Source organism: Brevundimonas sp. NPDC092305 (genome assembly GCF_044755415.1).
Lineage (GTDB): Bacteria > Pseudomonadota > Alphaproteobacteria > Caulobacterales > Caulobacteraceae > Brevundimonas.
Genome location: NZ_JBIVQY010000001.1, coordinates 673,586 through 689,918, shown reverse-complemented (window position 1 = coordinate 689,918; position 16,333 = coordinate 673,586). Strand labels below are relative to the sequence as shown.

The window sequence follows — 16,333 nt, the reverse complement described above, 5'->3', positions numbered from 1 at the left end:
GGCGGGTGTCCGGAATCTCGAAGCGATTGGGGCTCTTATAGCGGCAAGCGCCTCAGGCTCAAGCGCCCGCCTTCACCTGATCCTCGAACTGGTCAATCAGTCGCTCCAGCCGCTTCGTTCCGATGGTCCAGAACGCGGGATCGCGCGGGTTCAGCCCGAACGGGGCCAGAGCCTCGACGTAGCCCTTCGATCCGCCCCCGGCCAGAAGCTCGCGGTACAGGGGCGTGAACCCTGCCGGATCCTTGGCCCGGGTCTCCATCAGCGCCGCCACCAGCAGATCCCCGAAGGCGTAGGCGTAGACATAAAAGGGTGCGTGCACGAAGTGGCTGACGTAGCTCCACCAGTGCTCATAGCCGGCGTTCAGTGTCACCGCCGGCCCGAGCGAGCCGCCCATTTCCTCCAGCCACAGCTCGCCGATCCGCTCGACCGGCACCTCGCCGTTTGCCCGCTCGTCGTGGAAGCGCGTCTCGAACCGGTGGAAGGCGATCTGGCGCACGACGGTGTTCAGCCCGTCCTCGATACGCCCGGCCAGCAGGCCTCGCTGCTCGCTCTTCGGCGCGGTTTTCAGCAGCCGGTCGAAAGTAAGCCCCTCGGCGAAGATCGACGCGGTCTCCGCCAGCGTCAGCGGCGTATCGGCCAGCAGACTGCCCTGCCCCGCCGCCAGCGTCTGGTGCACGCCGTGGCCCAGTTCGTGCGCCAGCGTCAGCACATCGCGGCGCTCGCCCATCCAGTTCAGAAAGACATAGGGGTGGCGATTCGACGTGACCGGATGCGCATAGGCGCCCGACTGCTTCCCGGGACGCGCCCGCCCGTCGATCCACGGCTTTTCGAAGAAGCCGCCGGCCCGTTCGGCGAATTCGCCGCCCAGATCGGCGAAGCTCTCCAATACGATTTCCCGGCCTTGCGACCAGTCGAACGCACGCGGCGCGCCCAGCTCCAGCGGGGCGTTCCGATCCCACTGGTTCAGCTTCGGCAAACCCATCGCCTGCGCCTTCAGCGCATAATAGCGATGCGACAGACGCGGATAGGCCTCCGCCACCGCCTCGGCCATGGCGTCGACGGCATCGCCGTCCACCTCATTGGCCAGATGGCGGCTGTCGGCCGGCCGCTTGAAGCCGCGCCAGCGATCCTCAAGCGCCTTGTCCGCGGCAACCGTGTTCAGCACCAGCGCCATGGTCGACGCCCGTGCGGCCAGAGCCTCGCTCAGACCCTCCGCCGCGCTCTTGCGCCGCGCCGGCCTAGGGTCGGAAAGGCGGTTTAACGCCTCGGACAGGGTCAGGTCTTCCTTGCCCGACTTCACCGCCATCGCCGCCAGCGTTTCGTCGAACAGACGCGGCCACTGGGCGCTGATCGGCATACGTTCGGACAGGAAGGTCTCCAGCTCCTGCGACAGCTCATGCGGCTTCATCGCACGCACGCGCCGGAACCACGGCGTCCACTTCGCTGCCGCCGGATGGGCCTCGGCCGCCGCTTCGATCTCGGCGTCCTCCAGCTGGTTGATCTCCAACGTCAGCCAGACCGTCGGCGTCGCCAGCACGGCCGCCTTCTCCCGGATCGTCGCTTCGAACCCCTGCGCCGCAGCGTCGCTACGGTTGGTCGAAGCCGCCAGAAACGCATAGGCGCCCAGTCCGCCGAGCACGTCGGCGGATTGCTCATACAGCTCCGCCGCCCGCGCCAGTCGCTCGCCCAGTACCTCGGGCTCGGCCCGCGCTGCGACCAGCTGCGTCTGCAGGGCGCCCAACGCCTCCACCAGCGCCCTTGTCCGCTCCAGATCCGCCGCGATGCGCGGGTCCTCGCGTGAAGCGTAGAGGTCGGAGAGATCCCACAGGGGGGCGTCGAGCGGGTCGGTCGGCTTGAAGGGGGCGTTCATGCTCCCCGTTGTGGGGATGCGGACCGGTCGATGCAACGGCCGGCCCCGCCAGACGCCGCGTTTGTGGCCTTCCATATGGCCTGATGGAGGTTGACATGACCCGGCGCAGAGAGCGCCCGTGCCGAACCGCTCAGCCCCCGGTCGCCCGAGTTATTTGGTGCACACCGGCGCCGCCGACGCGCCACCCATAATCGCCTCCGCCTCGCCCGGTTCGCAGCCGTAACGGGCGCAGATGCGGGCCGCCATCTTCTCCATCAGTTGCGGCAGCACCGACATCATGGCCTGATTGGCCTCGGGCATGCTGGTGTAGGTCTTGTCGATGATCGAGCGGCCGGTCTCCGAATCATAGAAGGCGACCAGCGCCTGCAGCTCCGGCTCGGTGAACGTCCGCGCATAGACGGGCACCAGCTGTTCCAGCATCTGCGGCATCATTTCGGTGGTCAGTTCGGTGGTCAGCTCAACCATGAACTCGCGGTCTTCGCTCTCCAGCCCGTCGGTCATGTCGCCCGTCTGCTGGCCGATCATCAGCCGGACCGTCTGTTCCAGCTGATCGCTCTGCATCAATTCGACATAGCGGCGGCTCAGCGCCATCTGGCGCGCGGACGGCGCGCCCGCCTCTGTCCCCGGCGCGCGCTTCGGCTCGCTCGCATGCGCGCTCGTGGCCAGCACGGCGCAGGTCAGTATCGTCGTCAGAAATCGCATTGGAGGGCCCCCTCAAGGCCATCCTCGCTCGACCCGGCCGCGGGTGCAACCGCAGCAGGTGATATGAAAAAGGCGGCGACCGGAAAGCCGCCGCCTCTTCATTCTCGTAGCCTATGCTCGGCGCGCGGCGCCTCGCGACTTGAGGCTATCAGGCGCCCAGCGAGGCCGGGTCGATCTTGAAGCCCGGGCCCATCGTCGACGACAGGCTGATGCGCTTCACATAGGTGCCCTTGGCGCCCGACGGCTTGGCGCGGACGAGGGCGTCCACGATCGCCTTGACGTTGGCTTCCAGGGCGTCCTGCGCGAACGAGGCCTTGCCGATGCCGGCGTGGACGATGCCCGCCTTCTCGACGCGGAACTCGACGGCGCCGCCCTTGGCGTCCTTGACCGCTTGCGCGACGTTCGGCGTCACGGTGCCGACCTTCGGGTTCGGCATCAGGCCGCGCGGGCCCAGCACCTTACCCAGACGACCGACGAGGGCCATCATGTCCGGCGAGGCGATGACGCGATCGAAGTCCATCAGACCGCCGTTGATCTGTTCGTACAGATCCTCGGCGCCGACGTATTCGGCGCCGGCCGCGCGGGCTTCGTCAGCCTTGGCGTCCTTGGCGAAGACGGCGACGCGAACGTCACGGCCCGTGCCCGACGGCAGGTTGACCACGCCGCGGACCTGCTGGTCAGCGTGACGGGGATCGACGCCCAGGTTGACGGCGATCTCGATCGACTCGTCGAACTTGGCCTTGGCGTTGTCCTTGACGGCCTTGATCGCGTCAGCGAACGCCATCGGCGTTTCGCGGTCGCCCGACCAGGCCTGAATGCGCTTGGCTTGCTTCGCCATGATCAGGCCTCCACCACTTTCAGGCCCATCGCGCGGGCCGAGCCTTCAATGATCTTGGCCGCGGCCTCGATGTCGTTGGCGTTCAGATCCTTCATCTTCTTCTCGGCGATCTCGCGCAGCTGGGTGCGCGTGATCTTGCCGGCGCTTTCGCGGCCGGTCAGCTTCGAGCCCGACTTCAGGCCGGTGGCCTGCTTCAGGTACCAGGTCGCCGGCGGCGTCTTGGTCAGGAAGGTGAAGCTCTTGTCCTGATACACGGTGATCACGGTCGGAAGCGGGGTGCCCTTGGCTTCCTTCTCGGTGCGTGCGTTGAACTCCTTGCAGAAGCCCATGATGTTGACGCCGCGCTGGCCGAGCGCCGGCCCGATCGGGGGCGAAGGCGTCGCGGAGCCCGCGGGCACCTGCAGCTTGATGTAGCCGAGAATCTTCTTGGCCATTGGTCTCTCCTGTTCGGTAGCCCGGAACTTAATCCGGACCGGTGAGCCGTGGTCGGGCATGGCTGCCTCCCACGGATTTATGCGAGCGAGCCCGCACCGCCCTGTTCAGAGCGAGGCGCGCGTTTATCAGAGCAGCCCCTGAAAAGCAAACGGCGGCCCGGAGGCCGCCGCTGCTGAAATCGCGATGGGACCGGGCCTACGCAGCGACCTTCTCGACCTGATTGTATTCCAGATCCACCGGGGTCGGTCGGCCGAAGATGGATACGGCGACGCGCAGGCGGGCGTTGTCCTCGTCGACGCTCTCGACCTGACCGTCGAAGCTGGCGAACGGACCGTCGATGACCTTGACGGTCTCGCCGATGTCGAAGCGGATCGTGGGCTTCGGACGTTCGACGCCCTCTTCCACGGCACCGATGATGTTCTGGACCTCACGCTCCGAGACCGGCAGCGGCTTGGTGCCGCCCGCGGCGCCGAGGAAGCCCGTCACCTTCGGGGTGTTCTTGACCAGGTGATAGGCGTCGTCGGTCATCTCCATCTTCACCAGCACATAGCCGGGGAAGAATTTGCGTTCCGAGTTCACCTTGCGGCCGCGACGGATCTCGACGACGTCCTCGGTGGGGACCAGAATCTCGGAGAAGTTCTCGGCCAGTCCCAGACGCGCGGCCTGGTCACGCAGCTGCTCGGCGACCTTCTTTTCGAAGTTCGAGTAGGCGTGAACGATGTACCACTTGTGGCGCGGGTTAGAGACGGGCTTGTCGACGTCGGTCATCATGAAATCTCGTTAGGAGCCCAGCGCCAGAAGCCAGGTGGACAGGCGCGCCAGACCGAAGTCGACCACGAAGAAGAACACCGTGGCGATGAGCACCATGATGAAGACCATCACCGAGGTGATCCAGGTCTCCTTGCGCGACGGCCACACGATCTTGCGGCCTTCAGCGCGAACCTGGCTGATGAACTGCGGGATCGAAGTGCGCTTCTTCGGCGCGGCGTCCGTCGCCACGGCGGCGCCGGCCAGCACGGGCGCCGGCTGGGCGGTGGTGGGGCGGCGGGTCTTGGCCTTGGCCATCGAAGCTCTCTTCAGTCAAACAAACCTGCCGCCCCCAGATAGGAAGACCCATCCGGCGGCGACAGGGGAAGAATGGCAGGAGTTGGGGGACTCGAACCCACGACCCCCGGTTTTGGAGACCGGTGCTCTACCAGCTGAGCTAAACTCCTGGAGCAAAACGCAACACACCCCGGACAGGCCGACAGCGCGTGTTTTCGCCAGACGCGGGGCTATGCCCGACACCGGCGACGTTTTCAAGGGATATGAGGCCTACTGATCGAGGTGGGCGGCGACCGCCTCGGCCTCGTCTTCCTTGTTGACCACCTGCTTGAACAGCAGCTTGTCGATGCGCCGGTCATCCATATCGATGACCTCGACCTCGAAACGACCCAGCTGGAGGACCTCGCCCTCGTCCGGCACGCGCGACAGCTGGTGCAGCACCAGACCCGCCACGGTGTGGAAGCCTTCGGCCTCGCCGAAATGCTCGCCCAGTTCGTCCGCCAGTTCCTCAAGATCCGTCTGGCCGTCGACCAGCCAGCTGCCGTCCTCGCGCTGACGGATATAGGCCTCGGCCTCGTCATGGCCCTCGTCGAAGTCGCCCGCGATCATTTCCAGCAGGTCGGTCGCGGTCACCACGCCCTCGAACGCGCCGAACTCGTCGACGAGGAAGGCCATGTGCACCTTCGACGCCTTCAGGATTTCCAGCGCCTTCAGCACCGATGTCGACTGGGGGATGAAGGCCGGCGTCTGGACGTGTTTCTCGATATTGAACTCGCCATTGTCCAGCAGGCTGTCCAGCAGGTCCTTCTTGTGGACCACGCCCAGCGGGTTATCGACGTCGTTCTCACGCGCCACGACGATGCGCGAATAGGGACAGGTGCGGACTTCCTCGCGCAGTTGCGCCTCGGTGTCGTCCAGCGCGACCCAGTAGACCTCGTGGCGCGGCGTCATGGCCACGCGGATCGGCCGGTCGCCGAGGGTCAGGATCTCCTCGATCATCTCCTGCTCTTCCGGCTCGATCAGACCGGCCGAGGTGCCCTCGGCGATCATGGTCTCGACCTCTTCCTGCGTGACGTCGGAGCCGTCGCGATCCTTGACGCCCATGATCTTGAGGATGCCCGAGGTCGAGGCGGTCAGCAGCACGACGAACGGCTTCAGCACGACCGCCAGCATCGAGATCGGCGCCGCCATCTTGGCCGCGATCGGTTCCGGGAAGATCAGCGCCAGCCGCTTGGGCACCAGTTCGCCCACGATGACCGACACATAGGTGATCAGCACGACGACGAGGCCGGTCGAAATCGCCGACGACCATTCTGCCAGCGCCGGAATGCCGTTCGCGATCATCCGGTTCAGCTCGCCGCCGATGGCCGCCTGACCGTAGGCGCCCGCCAGAATGCCGATCAGGGTGATTCCCACCTGGACAGCCGAGAGGAAATGCGTCGGCTCTTCCGCCAGCTTCAGCGCCGCCCGTGCGCCTCGATCTCCCCGTTCAGCCCGGCTTTGCAGCTTGGATTTGCGCGAGGACACGACCGCGAGTTCGGTCATGGCGAACAGGCCGTTGAGCACCACGAGGAGCAGAACGACGACGATGGCGATGGCTAACATCTAGGGGGAGAGGACCGGCGCGGCGCGACAGCCGGCGTCCGCTCGCTGACCATAGGGGCATTTTCGAGCCGCCGCCACGTTTTCCTTGAACTCGCGCCGCTCGTTCAGCGGCGTGGCCCCGCGTCTCCGGCGACATAGGGGCCCGAGGCCGTCCCGCCCTGTGGCGCGGTCGCGCAGGCGCTCATGCCGATCAGGGTGCCGATGAACAGGCCGATACGAACCGCGCGGAGCATGAATGGTTACCGAAATCTTAACGACGTCGGTGAACGTAAGCGCTGCGTTGCGGTTCCCCGCAACCCCCTTTCCCCTCAGGGGCGAGCGACAGGCGATGGTATCAGCCCAACGCGATGTCGAGGAACATCATTCCCACCAGTCCGATCATCAAACCGATCATCGAGCCTTCGCCATGGCCTTCCCGGCGGGTCTCCGGAATGATCTCGGCGGCCACAACGTAGATCATGGCCCCGGCCGCCAGACCGAGTCCCCAGGGCAGCAACCCGGGAACGCCGGCGACGACTGTCGCGCCCAGCAGGCCGCCCACCGGCTCCACCAGTCCGGACGCCAGCGCCGCGACGAAGGATTCCAGCCGCCCGTATCCCAGCGCCCCGACCGCGGCGGCCACGGCCAGCCCCTCGGGAACGTTCTGGATGCCGATGCCCAGCATGGTCGACACGCCCTGGGCTGTGTCTCCACCGCCGAAGCTGACGCCCACAGCCATGCCTTCCGGAAAGTTGTGCAGGGTGATGGCGATGACGAACAGCCAGATCCGCCGCGCCAGCGCCGGCGACCCCGCCGGCCCCAAGGCCAGATGACCCACGGGCGCAAACCTGTTCAGCAGGCCGATCACCGTCGCCCCGATCAGCACGGCCGCGCACATCGTCCCCGCCGCCCCGGCCGGACCGACCCCGTCGCCCTCCAGAATGTCGACGCCCGGAATGATCAGGGAAAAGAACGAAGCGGCCAGCATCACCCCGGCGGCGAACCCCAGCAGGATCGCCTGCAACCGCTCGCTCGGCTTGCGTACAGCCAGCACGGCCAGCCCGCCCAGCGCGGTCATCAGCCCCGCGATCAGGCTGCCCAGAGCCCCGGCCCATACCGGCGACAAACTCTCGAACATCCAGCGCTCCCCTGCCCTTCACGCTCTAGCCTAATGCACGAGCACGGCAACAGGATTGCGCGGCGCTGATCGTAGCGTCGGGCGACAAACAAAAGCGGCCCCCGGATCGCTCCGGGGGCCGCTCTGTAGTCGATCAGTCGGATCGTCCGATTACTCGGTGATCTTGGCCACGACGCCGGCGCCGACGGTGCGGCCGCCTTCGCGGATGGCGAAGCGCAGGCCCTGGTCCATGGCGATCGGGGTGATCAGCTCGACGTTCAGCTCGGCGTTGTCGCCGGGCATGATCATCTCGACACCTTCCTTCAGGTGCACGATGCCGGTCACGTCCGTCGTACGGAAGTAGAACTGCGGACGGTAGTTGGTGAAGAACGGCGTGTGACGGCCGCCCTCTTCCTTGGTCAGGATGTAGGCCTCGGCCACGAACTTGGTGTGCGGGGTGATGGAGCCCGGCTTGCAGAGAACCTGACCGCGCTCGACGTCTTCACGCTTGGTGCCGCGCAGCAGCACGCCCACGTTGTCGCCCGCCTGACCCTGGTCCAGCAGCTTGCGGAACATTTCCACGCCCGTGCAGGTCGTCTTCTGGACCGGACGGATGCCGACGATCTCGACTTCCTCACCGACCTTGACGATGCCCTTCTCGACGCGGCCCGTGACCACGGTGCCGCGGCCCGAGATCGAGAACACGTCTTCCACCGGCATCAGGAACGGCAGGTCCACCGGACGCTCCGGCTGCGGGATGTAGTCGTCGACCGTCTGCATCAGCTCCAGCACGCGCTGTTCGCCGATCTCCGGGTTCACGCCGTCGGTCGCGGCCTTGGCCGAGCCCTTGGTGATCGGAATGTCGTCGCCCGGGAACTGGTAGGACGAAAGCAGCTCGCGCACTTCCATCTCGACGAGCTCGAGCAGCTCCTCGTCGTCGACCAGATCGACCTTGTTCATGAACACCACCAGAGCCGGCACGCCGACCTGACGGGCCAGCAGGATGTGCTCGCGGGTCTGCGGCATCGGGCCGTCAGCGGCCGACACCACCAGGATCGCGCCGTCCATCTGCGCGGCGCCCGTGATCATGTTCTTCACATAGTCGGCGTGGCCCGGGCAATCGACGTGGGCGTAGTGACGGTTGGCCGTCTCATATTCCACGTGCGCCGTGTTGATCGTGATGCCCCGCGCCTTCTCTTCCGGCGCAGCGTCGATGTCGGCGTAGTTCATCGCCTTGGCGCCGCCAGCCTTCGCCAGCGTCATCGTGATCGCCGCCGTCAGCGTCGTCTTGCCGTGGTCAACGTGACCAATCGTGCCGATGTTGCAGTGCGGCTTGGTGCGTTCGAACTTTTCCTTGGCCATGGCCAAACTCCTGATGGCCCGGGTTGAGGGGCGCTGGGTGCTATCAAAAACCTGGAGCGGGTAGACGGAATCGAACCGACATATTCAGCTTGGAAGGCTGCTGTACTACCATTGTACTATACCCGCACGGAGACGGCCTTGGCCCGAAAGCCTCGACCGCCGACCCGATATGGTGTCCGGACCGTCGTTTCGAAAGCGCGTGGTGGGGGAAGCAGGACTCGAACCTGCGAAGCTTACGCAGGGGATTTACAGTCCCCCCCCTTTGCCGCTCGGGACATTCCCCCAACGCGCTGTTTTCGAACCGTCGGACCACCGCGTCGACCACCTTTCGGCGACCGGCGCGACAAAAGCTTCGGAGTCTTGCGTCGCCTGCGATAGGAGGGGCGCCAGACCCGAAAGCCCTTGGGGCTCCAAATCGGAGGGCGTCTTATAGTGTCGAGAAATCCAGAACGCAACGACCGGAAATCGGGCAAAAAACCGACAGCCGGAGGCAGGCCCGGCGGGCGTTCGGACGCCCCGCGCTCCGCAGACAAGGGCACGCCGAAAAGCGGCGGCTGGAACCCGAATCCCCCGACGCGGGGCTTCAGTGATTCCGCCCCCCGCGCCGCGCGCAACACGAGGACGGACGCCGACAACTTCGTCTGGGGCCGGCATCCGGTGCTGGCCGCGCTGGCCAACCCCGCGCGCAAGGGCATGGGACGGCTGCTGGCCACCGAGGATCGGGCGGCCGAGATCGAGCGGGACCGACTGGCTCCCCACGGCCACAAGGTCGAGATCATCGACGGCGTGGCGCTGGCCCGCATGCTGCCGGCCGGCGCGGTGCACCAGGGCCTCGCCTTCAAGGTTCAGCCGCTGGAGGGCGTGGCGCTGGAAGATATCGCCGAGCCCGCATCCGGCGTCATCGTCATGCTGGATCAGCTTACCGATCCTCAGAACGTCGGCGCCATCTTCCGCTCGGCCCTCGCCTTCGGCGCAAAGGGCATCGTGGTGCAGGACCGGCACTCGCCTGCGCTCGCGGGGGCGCTGGCCAAGGCATCGGCCGGCGCGACTGAGCGACTGCCGTGCGCGCGGGTGACCAACCTCAGCCGGGCGCTGGAAAAGCTGTCCGACCTCGGCTGGCGCGCCGTCGGTCTGGACGGAGAGGCGACCGAGACGCTGGAGCAGGCTCTGGACGGTCAGCCGACCGTGCTGGTCATGGGCTCTGAAGGCGACGGCGTGCGTCGGCTGGTGGCCGAGCATTGCGACGCCATGGCCCGCATCCCCATGCCTGGCGGCTTCGAGAGCCTGAACGTCTCAAACGCCGCCGCCATCGCCCTGTATGAGGCGTCCCGCAAGCAGGGCGGAACCTGAAAGCCCGCTGATCGCTTGCCGAAACGCCCCGCCCTGCCCTAGAGCGCGACCATGGAATTCCTGAGCTCCCCCGAACTGGCCTCGCAACTGACCGCACTGGGTCAGGTGTTGATGATCGATCTGGTGCTGGCCGGCGACAACGCCGTGGCCGTCGGTCTGGCCGCCGCCGCCCTCGCGCCCGAACAGCGCAAGAAGGCGATCCTGGTCGGTCTGGCCGCCGCGGTCATCCTGCGTATCGGCTTCGCCCTGATCACGGTCCAGTTGCTGGCCATCGTGGGCCTGCTGCTGGCCGGGGGCGTGCTGCTGCTGTGGGTATGCTGGAAGATGTGGCGCGAGCTGCGGGAGCAGGCCACCCACGATCAGGCCGAGGCGCAGGCGGAGCTTGAGCTCGCCATGCAGATCGAGCACGGCCGCGGTCCGACGCCCGAGGAACTGGGCCTGAAGCGCAAGAGCTTCGGCGCCGCCCTGCTGCAGATCATGATCGCCGACGTCACCATGTCGCTGGACAACGTCCTCGCCGTCGCCGGTGCGGCGCACGAGCATCCGTGGATCATGGTCTTCGGTCTGGTGCTGTCCATCGCCCTGATGGGGCTGGCCGCCACCTTCATCGCCAAGATGCTGAACCGCTTTCGCTGGATCGGCTACGTCGGTCTGGTCATCGTCCTCTACGTCGCCCTGCACATGATCTGGGACGGCTACCGCTCGGTCGTGGTCCGCACGGGCAACACCGAAGCGTTCAACAGCGCCGCCCCCGCCATGCTGGACATCACGCCAGAGGAAGAGGCCAAGTTCTGGAAGGGCGTCCGCAGCGAGGACACCACAGCCCCGGCGACGGGCGCGCCGTCTTCGTCGCCTCCTCCGGTCACCGTGCGGCCCAAGGCCGAACCGGCCGGCTGACGATCAGCCGGCGGCGGTCGACCCGCCGAACCGCTCTGACCACTCGGCGACCTGTGCGTCCTCGATCTTGGCGAACAGAACGCCGCCGGCCGCCACGCTGCGCCCCCGCGGCAGTGTGTCCAGAAGGAGAGCGTCAGCCGACGGCCAGCTCAGATCACTTGCGCCGACCGAGGCGGCTATGCGCGAGGCCGAGAAGGGCATGACAGGTGCGGCCAGACGCCCGAACAGGGCCACAAGATTGAGGCCGGTCCGGACGCCGACCGCCGCGCGATCCACGTCCGTCTTGAACGCGGTCCAAGGCGCGGCTTCCTGCAGATACTCGTTGCCGAGCACCCAGACGGCCCGTAGCGCCTGCGCCGCCTTGCGGAACTCCATGGCCTCAAACTGCTCCGTCGCTTCGGCGATGCCGGCGCGCAGGTCGGCCTCCAGCTTCTGCTCCAGCGGTCCCGCCTCGCCGCCGTCGGGCACGACGCCGTCGAACTTTGACTCGGCGAACTTGACGATACGGTTTACGAAATTGCCCAGCACGTCGGCCAGATCCTTGTTCGTCGTCGACTGGAACTGCTCCCAGGTGAAGGCCGCGTCCGAATGCTCGGGACCGTAGGCCGTCAGGTGCCAGCGCCAGTAGTCGGCCGGCAGCAGCTCCAACGCCTGATCCATGAAGACGCCGCGCTTCTGGCTGGTCGAGAACTTGCCGCCATACCAGTTCAGCCAGTTGAAGGCCTTCAGGGTGTCGACCATTTTCCATGGCTCGCCCGAGCCGAGAATGGTCGCCGGGAAGCTGACGGTGTGGAAGGCGACGTTGTCCTTGCCCATGAACTGGACATAGCGCACGTCGTCCGCGCCCTCGTCGGTCCGCCACCAGTCGCGCCACGTCCGGCCGGTCGCGTCGGCCCACTCCTCGGTCGCGCCGATGTATTCGATGGGGGCGTCGAACCAGACGTAGAAGACCTTGCCCTCCATGCCGGGTCGCGGGCCGCCGTCGGGCGCCACCACCGGCACGCCCCACTTCAGGTCGCGGGTGATGCCCCGGTCGATCAGGCCTTCGTCGAGATGTTTGTAGGCGATGGATTTCGCCAGCGTCTGCCAGTCGGTTCTGGTCCCGATCCAGTCGCGGATCGGCTGCTCCAGCTTCGTCTGCAGCAGATAGAGGTGACGGGTGTCGCGAACCTCGAGGTTCTTCGACCCCGACACGGACGAATACGGGTCGATCAAGTCGGTCGGATCCAGCAGCCGCCCGCAGTTGTCGCACTGGTCGCCTCGCGCGCCGACGTGGCCGCAGTGCGGGCATGTGCCCTCGACATAGCGGTCCGGCAGGAAGCGGGCGTCGTCGACGGAATAGATCATCCGGTCGACCCGCTCCTCGATCAGGCCGCGCTCTTCCAGCACCTTGGCGAAATGCTGCGTCAGTCGCCGGTTCGGCTCGTTCGAGGACCGGCCGAACCAGTCGTAGCTCAGGCCAAACGACTGGCCGGCCGTCTTCTGGATCTCGTGCTGCTCGTCGCAATAGGTGCGCACGTCCTGCCCGGCGGCGGCGGCGGCCAGCTCGGCCGGGGTGCCGTGTTCGTCGGTGGCGCAGATGTAGAGCACGTCATGGCCCTGCGCCCGTTTGAACCGCGCATAGACGTCGGCCGGCAGCATCGAGCCCGCCAGATTCCCAAGGTGCTTGATGCCGTTGATGTAGGGCAGCGCCGAGGTGATGAGGATGCGGGCCATGGGAATCCGGAAACTTGGGGAGCGGACGGATATAGAGGGCCGGATCGCTGGCGTCACCTCAGGCCGGCAAACGCCTCGCCACCCGGATGAACCGCCCGGTCAGCAGGACCGACGACACCAGGCTGGCGATGATCACCGCCCAGACCAGTCCGTCCACGCCGATCTCGTGCGCCAGCCACCAGCCCAGCGGCATCATGACCAGGGTGTAGGCGCCGAAATGCATGATCGTCGGCCACCAGACGTCTCCCGCCGCGCGGTTCGCTGACGCCGACACCACCTGAATGCCGTCCGCCACGAAGAACAGGGTCGCCAGCACCAGCGCAGGAATGACCACTGCCAGCAGCGCCGGATCGCGGTTATAGGCGCTCGCCACCAGCGGCGCGGTCGGCCACAGCACCAGCGCCACGATCGTCGTCAGCGATACGACCACCCCGATCCCGACCAGCCCGGCCCTCAGCACGCCGCGCCCGTCCTGCGCCCCGTAGGCCCGCCCGACCAGCACCGCAGTCGCCGACGCCAGCCCCATCGGAACCATGAAGACGATGGCCGATACGTTCAGCACGATGGTCCACGCGGACGTCTCGATGGCGCCCAGCTGTCCGGCGATGAAGGTCATGGCGGCGAACGCGCCGACTTCGATGAAATAGCTCGACCCGGCGCCATAGCCGACCTTGCGCTGCTCACGCTCGTCCGCCGGGTTGCGGGCCGGCCGCCGGAACACGCCCAGCGCCCGCGCCTCGGGCAGGCGGACGATGTAGATGATCAGGAACACCGCCAGCGACGTCCGCGCGAACACCGTCGCCCACGCCGACGCCACCGCGCCGTCCATGCCCAGGCCCAGAATGTCCGGCACCAGCAGCAGGTTGAGCGCCAGATTGATCCCGTTCGCCACCCACATGGCCCACATGCCGGCCCGCGGCCGGTGCATGGCCTCGAGGAAGAACTGCGCCGCCACACTGACCAGATAGCCCGGCATCGACAGGGCGAAGACCACCAGCACCGGCGAGGCGCCCTCGCCCAGCCCCTCAGCCAGTCCCATGTTCTTCAGCGCCCATGGCCCGATCAGGATCAGACCCAGCATCGAGACGATCCCGATCTGCAGCGAATAGACGACGCCCCGGCGCAGGACGGCCCCGACCTCGTCACGCCGCCCCTCGCCCAGGAGACGCGCGGTCATCACCTGCACGCCCATCATCAACCCGACGGCCGTCGTCACGATGATCGCCGTCGGCGCCAGCGCCAGCGCGCTGAAGGCCAGCTCCAGCTCGGAATAATTGCCGACCACGATCACGTCGGTCAGGCCCATGGTCATGATGCCGATGCGCGCCAGCACCACCGGCCACGCGAGGTGCAGCAGGTCCTTGAGGGTGGCGCGGGTGGTCAGGCTCAACATGGGACGGCGGACAGGCCACGGCGAAGGTGGAAGGTCAACCCGAGTTTCCTCCGCCAACCCATAAGGAGACCCGCTTCCCCCATCGCCGGAACCGCCCTAAACCGACCCCATGCCCAAGCTGACTTCCGCCATCGACACCTCAGGCGCCGCCTTCAGGGCGCTGGACGCCCACAACCGCGCGCTCCGCGACGAGCTCCACGCCCGGGTGGCCAAGGCCGCGCGCGGCGGGTCTGACGCCAGCCGCGAGCGTCACATGTCCCGCGGCAAGCTGCTGCCCCGCGATCGCGTCGAACGCCTGCTGGATCCCGGCTCGCCCTTCCTTGAGGTCGGCCAGCTGGCCGCCAACGGCATGTACGGCGATGCGAAAGACCCCGACGGAGCCCCCGGCGCAGGCATGATCTGTGGCGTGGGCCGGGTCTCGGGCCGCGAGGTCATGATCGTCGCCAACGATCCGACGGTGAAGGGCGGCGCCTACTTCCCGCTGACGGTGAAGAAGCACCTGCGGGCGCAGGAGATCGCCGAGCAGAACAACCTGCCTTGCGTCTATCTGGTCGATTCCGGCGGCGCGAACCTGCCGCATCAGGCCGAGGTCTTCCCCGACCGTGACCATTTCGGCCGCATCTTCTTCAATCAGGCGCGGATGTCGGCGAAAGCCATCCCACAGATCGCCTGCGTCATGGGCTCATGCACCGCCGGCGGGGCCTATGTCCCGGCCATGTCGGACGAGACGGTCATCGTCCGCAATCAGGGCACCATCTTCCTCGCCGGCCCGCCGCTGGTGAAGGCCGCCACCGGCGAGGTCATCTCGGCCGAGGAGCTGGGCGGCGCCGAGACCCACGGCAGGAAGTCCGGCGTCGTCGACTACTTCGCCGAGAACGACGAGCACGCGCTGGAGATCGTCCGCGACATCGTCGCCAGCCTGAACACGGTCAAGGACGTCCAGCTGGACGTGCGTGAGCCCCGCGCTCCCGCCCTGCCGGCCGAAGAGCTGTACGGCATCATCCCCGACGACGTCCGCGCCCCCTACGACGTGCGCGAGGTCATCGCCCGCACCGTCGACGGCTCCGAGTTCGACGAGTTCAAGGCGCTGTACGGAACGACGCTTGTGTGCGGCTTCGCCCGCATCTGGGGCTATCCGGTCGCCATCCTCGCCAACAACGGCGTGCTGTTCTCCGAAAGCGCCCTGAAGGGCGCCCATTTCATCCAGCTGGCCTGCAAGCGGAAGATCCCGCTGGTCTTCCTGCAGAACATCTCGGGCTTCATGGTCGGCGGGAAGTACGAGGCCGAGGGCATCGCCAAGAACGGCGCCAAGCTGGTCACCGCGGTCGCCAGCGCCAATGTGCCCAAGTTCACCATCCTGATCGGCGGCAGCTTCGGCGCGGGCAACTACGGCATGTGCGGCCGCGCCTATTCGCCCCGTTTCCTGTTCACCTGGCCCAACAGCCGGATCAGCGTCATGGGCGGCGAACAGGCCGCCAGCGTGCTGGCAACGGTCCACCGCGACGCCGACACCTGGACGCCGGAAGAAGCCGAGGCCTTCAAGGCCCCGATCCGTCAGAAGTATGAGGACGAAGGCAGTCCCTGGTACGCCACCGCCCGCCTGTGGGACGACGGCGTCATCGATCCGGTCCAGACCCGCGACGTGCTGGGTCTGGCGATAAGCGCCTCGCTGAACGCCCCCATCCCGGAAACGGACTTCGGCGTCTTCCGTATGTAGATCGGACTGAGGGGCTTACGCCCGCTCCAGCGCCCACCGGCGCGAGTCAGGTCCCAGCGGCAGGGCGAACAGCTTGCACGCTCCGCTTTCGGGCGCGGGCTCCAGATGCAGCTCAAACGCCGACAGCGCCAGTCGGCGCGCCTTCTCAGCGTCCTTGCCCTTGGCGCGGCGGGTGGACACGATCCGGTCCAGCACCAGATCGCGATGCGCCGCGCCGCCGTATTGTGAGAGATGAAGGCGGATCTCCTCCGCCATCCTGACCTTCGCGGCCGTTACCTTACTCGACCCACCCCGATACGCACCCACAA

At 66.9% G+C, this 16,333-nt stretch carries 16 protein-coding genes and 3 tRNA genes; 3 read left to right on the top strand and 16 right to left on the bottom strand.

Translation table 11 applies throughout. From position 1 onward, the window contains the following. Nucleotides 1-58: 58 nt before the first annotated feature. The 13 genes from ACIQC9_RS03420 to ACIQC9_RS03360 form a co-directional block, all read right to left on the bottom strand. Nucleotides 59-1,870, bottom strand: coding sequence for a M3 family oligoendopeptidase (locus ACIQC9_RS03420; RefSeq protein ID WP_400612394.1), 1,812 nt, complete (start codon nt 1,868-1,870; stop codon nt 59-61). A gap of 150 nt (nt 1,871-2,020) precedes the next feature. Beyond that, a complete protein-coding gene (locus tag ACIQC9_RS03415) occupies nt 2,021-2,572 on the bottom strand; it encodes a DUF2059 domain-containing protein (protein ID WP_400612392.1) in 552 nt (183 codons plus the stop codon). Nucleotides 2,573-2,720: 148 nt separating this feature from the next. Continuing rightward, complete coding sequence (gene rplA, locus ACIQC9_RS03410) at nt 2,721-3,410, bottom strand: 50S ribosomal protein L1 (RefSeq protein WP_400612390.1); 690 nt, start codon at nt 3,408-3,410, stop codon at nt 2,721-2,723. A gap of 2 nt (nt 3,411-3,412) precedes the next feature. Continuing rightward, nucleotides 3,413-3,844, bottom strand: coding sequence for a 50S ribosomal protein L11 (gene rplK / locus ACIQC9_RS03405; RefSeq protein WP_400612388.1), 432 nt, complete (start codon nt 3,842-3,844; stop codon nt 3,413-3,415). A 196-nt stretch (nt 3,845-4,040) separates the two neighbouring features. Further along, nucleotides 4,041-4,613, bottom strand: coding sequence for a transcription termination/antitermination protein NusG (gene nusG / locus ACIQC9_RS03400; RefSeq protein WP_400612385.1), 573 nt, complete (start codon nt 4,611-4,613; stop codon nt 4,041-4,043). 12 nt (nt 4,614-4,625) lie between these two features. Continuing rightward, nucleotides 4,626-4,910: a preprotein translocase subunit SecE gene (gene secE / locus ACIQC9_RS03395; RefSeq protein WP_400612383.1), complete on the bottom strand. Its 285-nt coding sequence runs from the start codon at nt 4,908-4,910 to the stop codon at nt 4,626-4,628. Nucleotides 4,911-4,983: 73 nt separating this feature from the next. Next, nucleotides 4,984-5,059 (bottom strand) — tRNA-Trp (locus tag ACIQC9_RS03390). A 100-nt stretch (nt 5,060-5,159) separates the two neighbouring features. After that, nucleotides 5,160-6,494, bottom strand: a complete 1,335-nt coding sequence (locus tag ACIQC9_RS03385) for a hemolysin family protein (RefSeq protein WP_400612382.1) — start codon at nt 6,492-6,494, stop codon at nt 5,160-5,162. A gap of 104 nt (nt 6,495-6,598) precedes the next feature. After that, a complete protein-coding gene (locus ACIQC9_RS03380) occupies nt 6,599-6,727 on the bottom strand; it encodes a hypothetical protein (RefSeq protein WP_400612380.1) in 129 nt (42 codons plus the stop codon). 101 nt (nt 6,728-6,828) lie between these two features. Continuing rightward, complete coding sequence (locus ACIQC9_RS03375) at nt 6,829-7,611, bottom strand: ZIP family metal transporter (RefSeq protein WP_400612378.1); 783 nt, start codon at nt 7,609-7,611, stop codon at nt 6,829-6,831. A 150-nt stretch (nt 7,612-7,761) separates the two neighbouring features. After that, nucleotides 7,762-8,952 carry an elongation factor Tu gene (gene tuf, locus ACIQC9_RS03370; RefSeq protein WP_400612376.1) on the bottom strand — a complete coding sequence of 397 codons (1,191 nt, stop codon included), beginning with the start codon at nt 8,950-8,952 and terminating at the stop codon, nt 7,762-7,764. A 52-nt stretch (nt 8,953-9,004) separates the two neighbouring features. Beyond that, a tRNA-Gly gene (locus tag ACIQC9_RS03365) sits at nt 9,005-9,078 on the bottom strand. A 74-nt stretch (nt 9,079-9,152) separates the two neighbouring features. Next, nucleotides 9,153-9,236, bottom strand: a tRNA-Tyr gene (locus tag ACIQC9_RS03360). 148 nt (nt 9,237-9,384) lie between these two features. On the opposite strand from ACIQC9_RS03360, the gene rlmB reads away from it, so the two are divergent. Next, nucleotides 9,385-10,302, top strand: a complete 918-nt coding sequence (rlmB, locus tag ACIQC9_RS03355; RefSeq protein ID WP_400612374.1) for a 23S rRNA (guanosine(2251)-2'-O)-methyltransferase RlmB — start codon at nt 9,385-9,387, stop codon at nt 10,300-10,302. A gap of 51 nt (nt 10,303-10,353) precedes the next feature. Continuing rightward, the gene (locus tag ACIQC9_RS03350) at nt 10,354-11,199 is read left to right on the top strand and encodes a TerC family protein (protein WP_400612372.1); all 846 of its coding nucleotides are present in this window, start codon (nt 10,354-10,356) and stop codon (nt 11,197-11,199) included. A gap of 3 nt (nt 11,200-11,202) precedes the next feature. Here the strand turns inward: ACIQC9_RS03350 and metG are convergent, their stop codons facing one another. Both metG and ACIQC9_RS03340 read right to left on the bottom strand, forming a co-directional pair. Then, on the bottom strand, nt 11,203-12,915 hold the full coding sequence (gene metG / locus ACIQC9_RS03345) for a methionine--tRNA ligase (RefSeq protein WP_400612370.1): 1,713 nt from the start codon (nt 12,913-12,915) through the stop codon (nt 11,203-11,205). 58 nt (nt 12,916-12,973) lie between these two features. Next, complete coding sequence (locus ACIQC9_RS03340) at nt 12,974-14,308, bottom strand: MATE family efflux transporter (protein WP_400612368.1); 1,335 nt, start codon at nt 14,306-14,308, stop codon at nt 12,974-12,976. Between the two features lie 109 nt (nt 14,309-14,417). Between ACIQC9_RS03340 and ACIQC9_RS03335 the strand changes: the two genes are divergently transcribed. Continuing rightward, complete coding sequence (locus ACIQC9_RS03335; RefSeq protein WP_400612365.1) at nt 14,418-16,025, top strand: carboxyl transferase domain-containing protein; 1,608 nt, start codon at nt 14,418-14,420, stop codon at nt 16,023-16,025. A 15-nt stretch (nt 16,026-16,040) separates the two neighbouring features. Here the strand turns inward: ACIQC9_RS03335 and ACIQC9_RS03330 are convergent, their stop codons facing one another. Continuing rightward, nucleotides 16,041-16,280: a hypothetical protein gene (locus ACIQC9_RS03330; RefSeq protein ID WP_400612362.1), complete on the bottom strand. Its 240-nt coding sequence runs from the start codon at nt 16,278-16,280 to the stop codon at nt 16,041-16,043. Nucleotides 16,281-16,333: the final 53 nt, after the last annotated feature.

What these genes read in the sequence shown, in the direction of transcription:
- ACIQC9_RS03420 (WP_400612394.1), bottom strand. Translation starts at nt 1,870, where the DNA reads ATGAACGCCCCCTTCAAGCCGACCGACCCGCTCGACGCCCCCCTGTGG.
- ACIQC9_RS03415 (WP_400612392.1), bottom strand. Translation starts at nt 2,572, where the DNA reads ATGCGATTTCTGACGACGATACTGACCTGCGCCGTGCTGGCCACGAGC.
- rplA (WP_400612390.1), bottom strand. Translation starts at nt 3,410, where the DNA reads ATGGCGAAGCAAGCCAAGCGCATTCAGGCCTGGTCGGGCGACCGCGAA.
- rplK (WP_400612388.1), bottom strand. Translation starts at nt 3,844, where the DNA reads ATGGCCAAGAAGATTCTCGGCTACATCAAGCTGCAGGTGCCCGCGGGC.
- nusG (WP_400612385.1), bottom strand. Translation starts at nt 4,613, where the DNA reads ATGACCGACGTCGACAAGCCCGTCTCTAACCCGCGCCACAAGTGGTAC.
- secE (WP_400612383.1), bottom strand. Translation starts at nt 4,910, where the DNA reads ATGGCCAAGGCCAAGACCCGCCGCCCCACCACCGCCCAGCCGGCGCCC.
- ACIQC9_RS03385 (WP_400612382.1), bottom strand. Translation starts at nt 6,494, where the DNA reads ATGTTAGCCATCGCCATCGTCGTCGTTCTGCTCCTCGTGGTGCTCAAC.
- ACIQC9_RS03380 (WP_400612380.1), bottom strand. Translation starts at nt 6,727, where the DNA reads ATGCTCCGCGCGGTTCGTATCGGCCTGTTCATCGGCACCCTGATCGGC.
- ACIQC9_RS03375 (WP_400612378.1), bottom strand. Translation starts at nt 7,611, where the DNA reads ATGTTCGAGAGTTTGTCGCCGGTATGGGCCGGGGCTCTGGGCAGCCTG.
- tuf (WP_400612376.1), bottom strand. Translation starts at nt 8,952, where the DNA reads ATGGCCAAGGAAAAGTTCGAACGCACCAAGCCGCACTGCAACATCGGC.
- ACIQC9_RS03350 (WP_400612372.1), top strand. Translation starts at nt 10,354, where the DNA reads ATGGAATTCCTGAGCTCCCCCGAACTGGCCTCGCAACTGACCGCACTG.
- metG (WP_400612370.1), bottom strand. Translation starts at nt 12,915, where the DNA reads ATGGCCCGCATCCTCATCACCTCGGCGCTGCCCTACATCAACGGCATC.
- ACIQC9_RS03340 (WP_400612368.1), bottom strand. Translation starts at nt 14,308, where the DNA reads ATGTTGAGCCTGACCACCCGCGCCACCCTCAAGGACCTGCTGCACCTC.
- ACIQC9_RS03335 (WP_400612365.1), top strand. Translation starts at nt 14,418, where the DNA reads ATGCCCAAGCTGACTTCCGCCATCGACACCTCAGGCGCCGCCTTCAGG.
- ACIQC9_RS03330 (WP_400612362.1), bottom strand. Translation starts at nt 16,280, where the DNA reads ATGGCGGAGGAGATCCGCCTTCATCTCTCACAATACGGCGGCGCGGCG.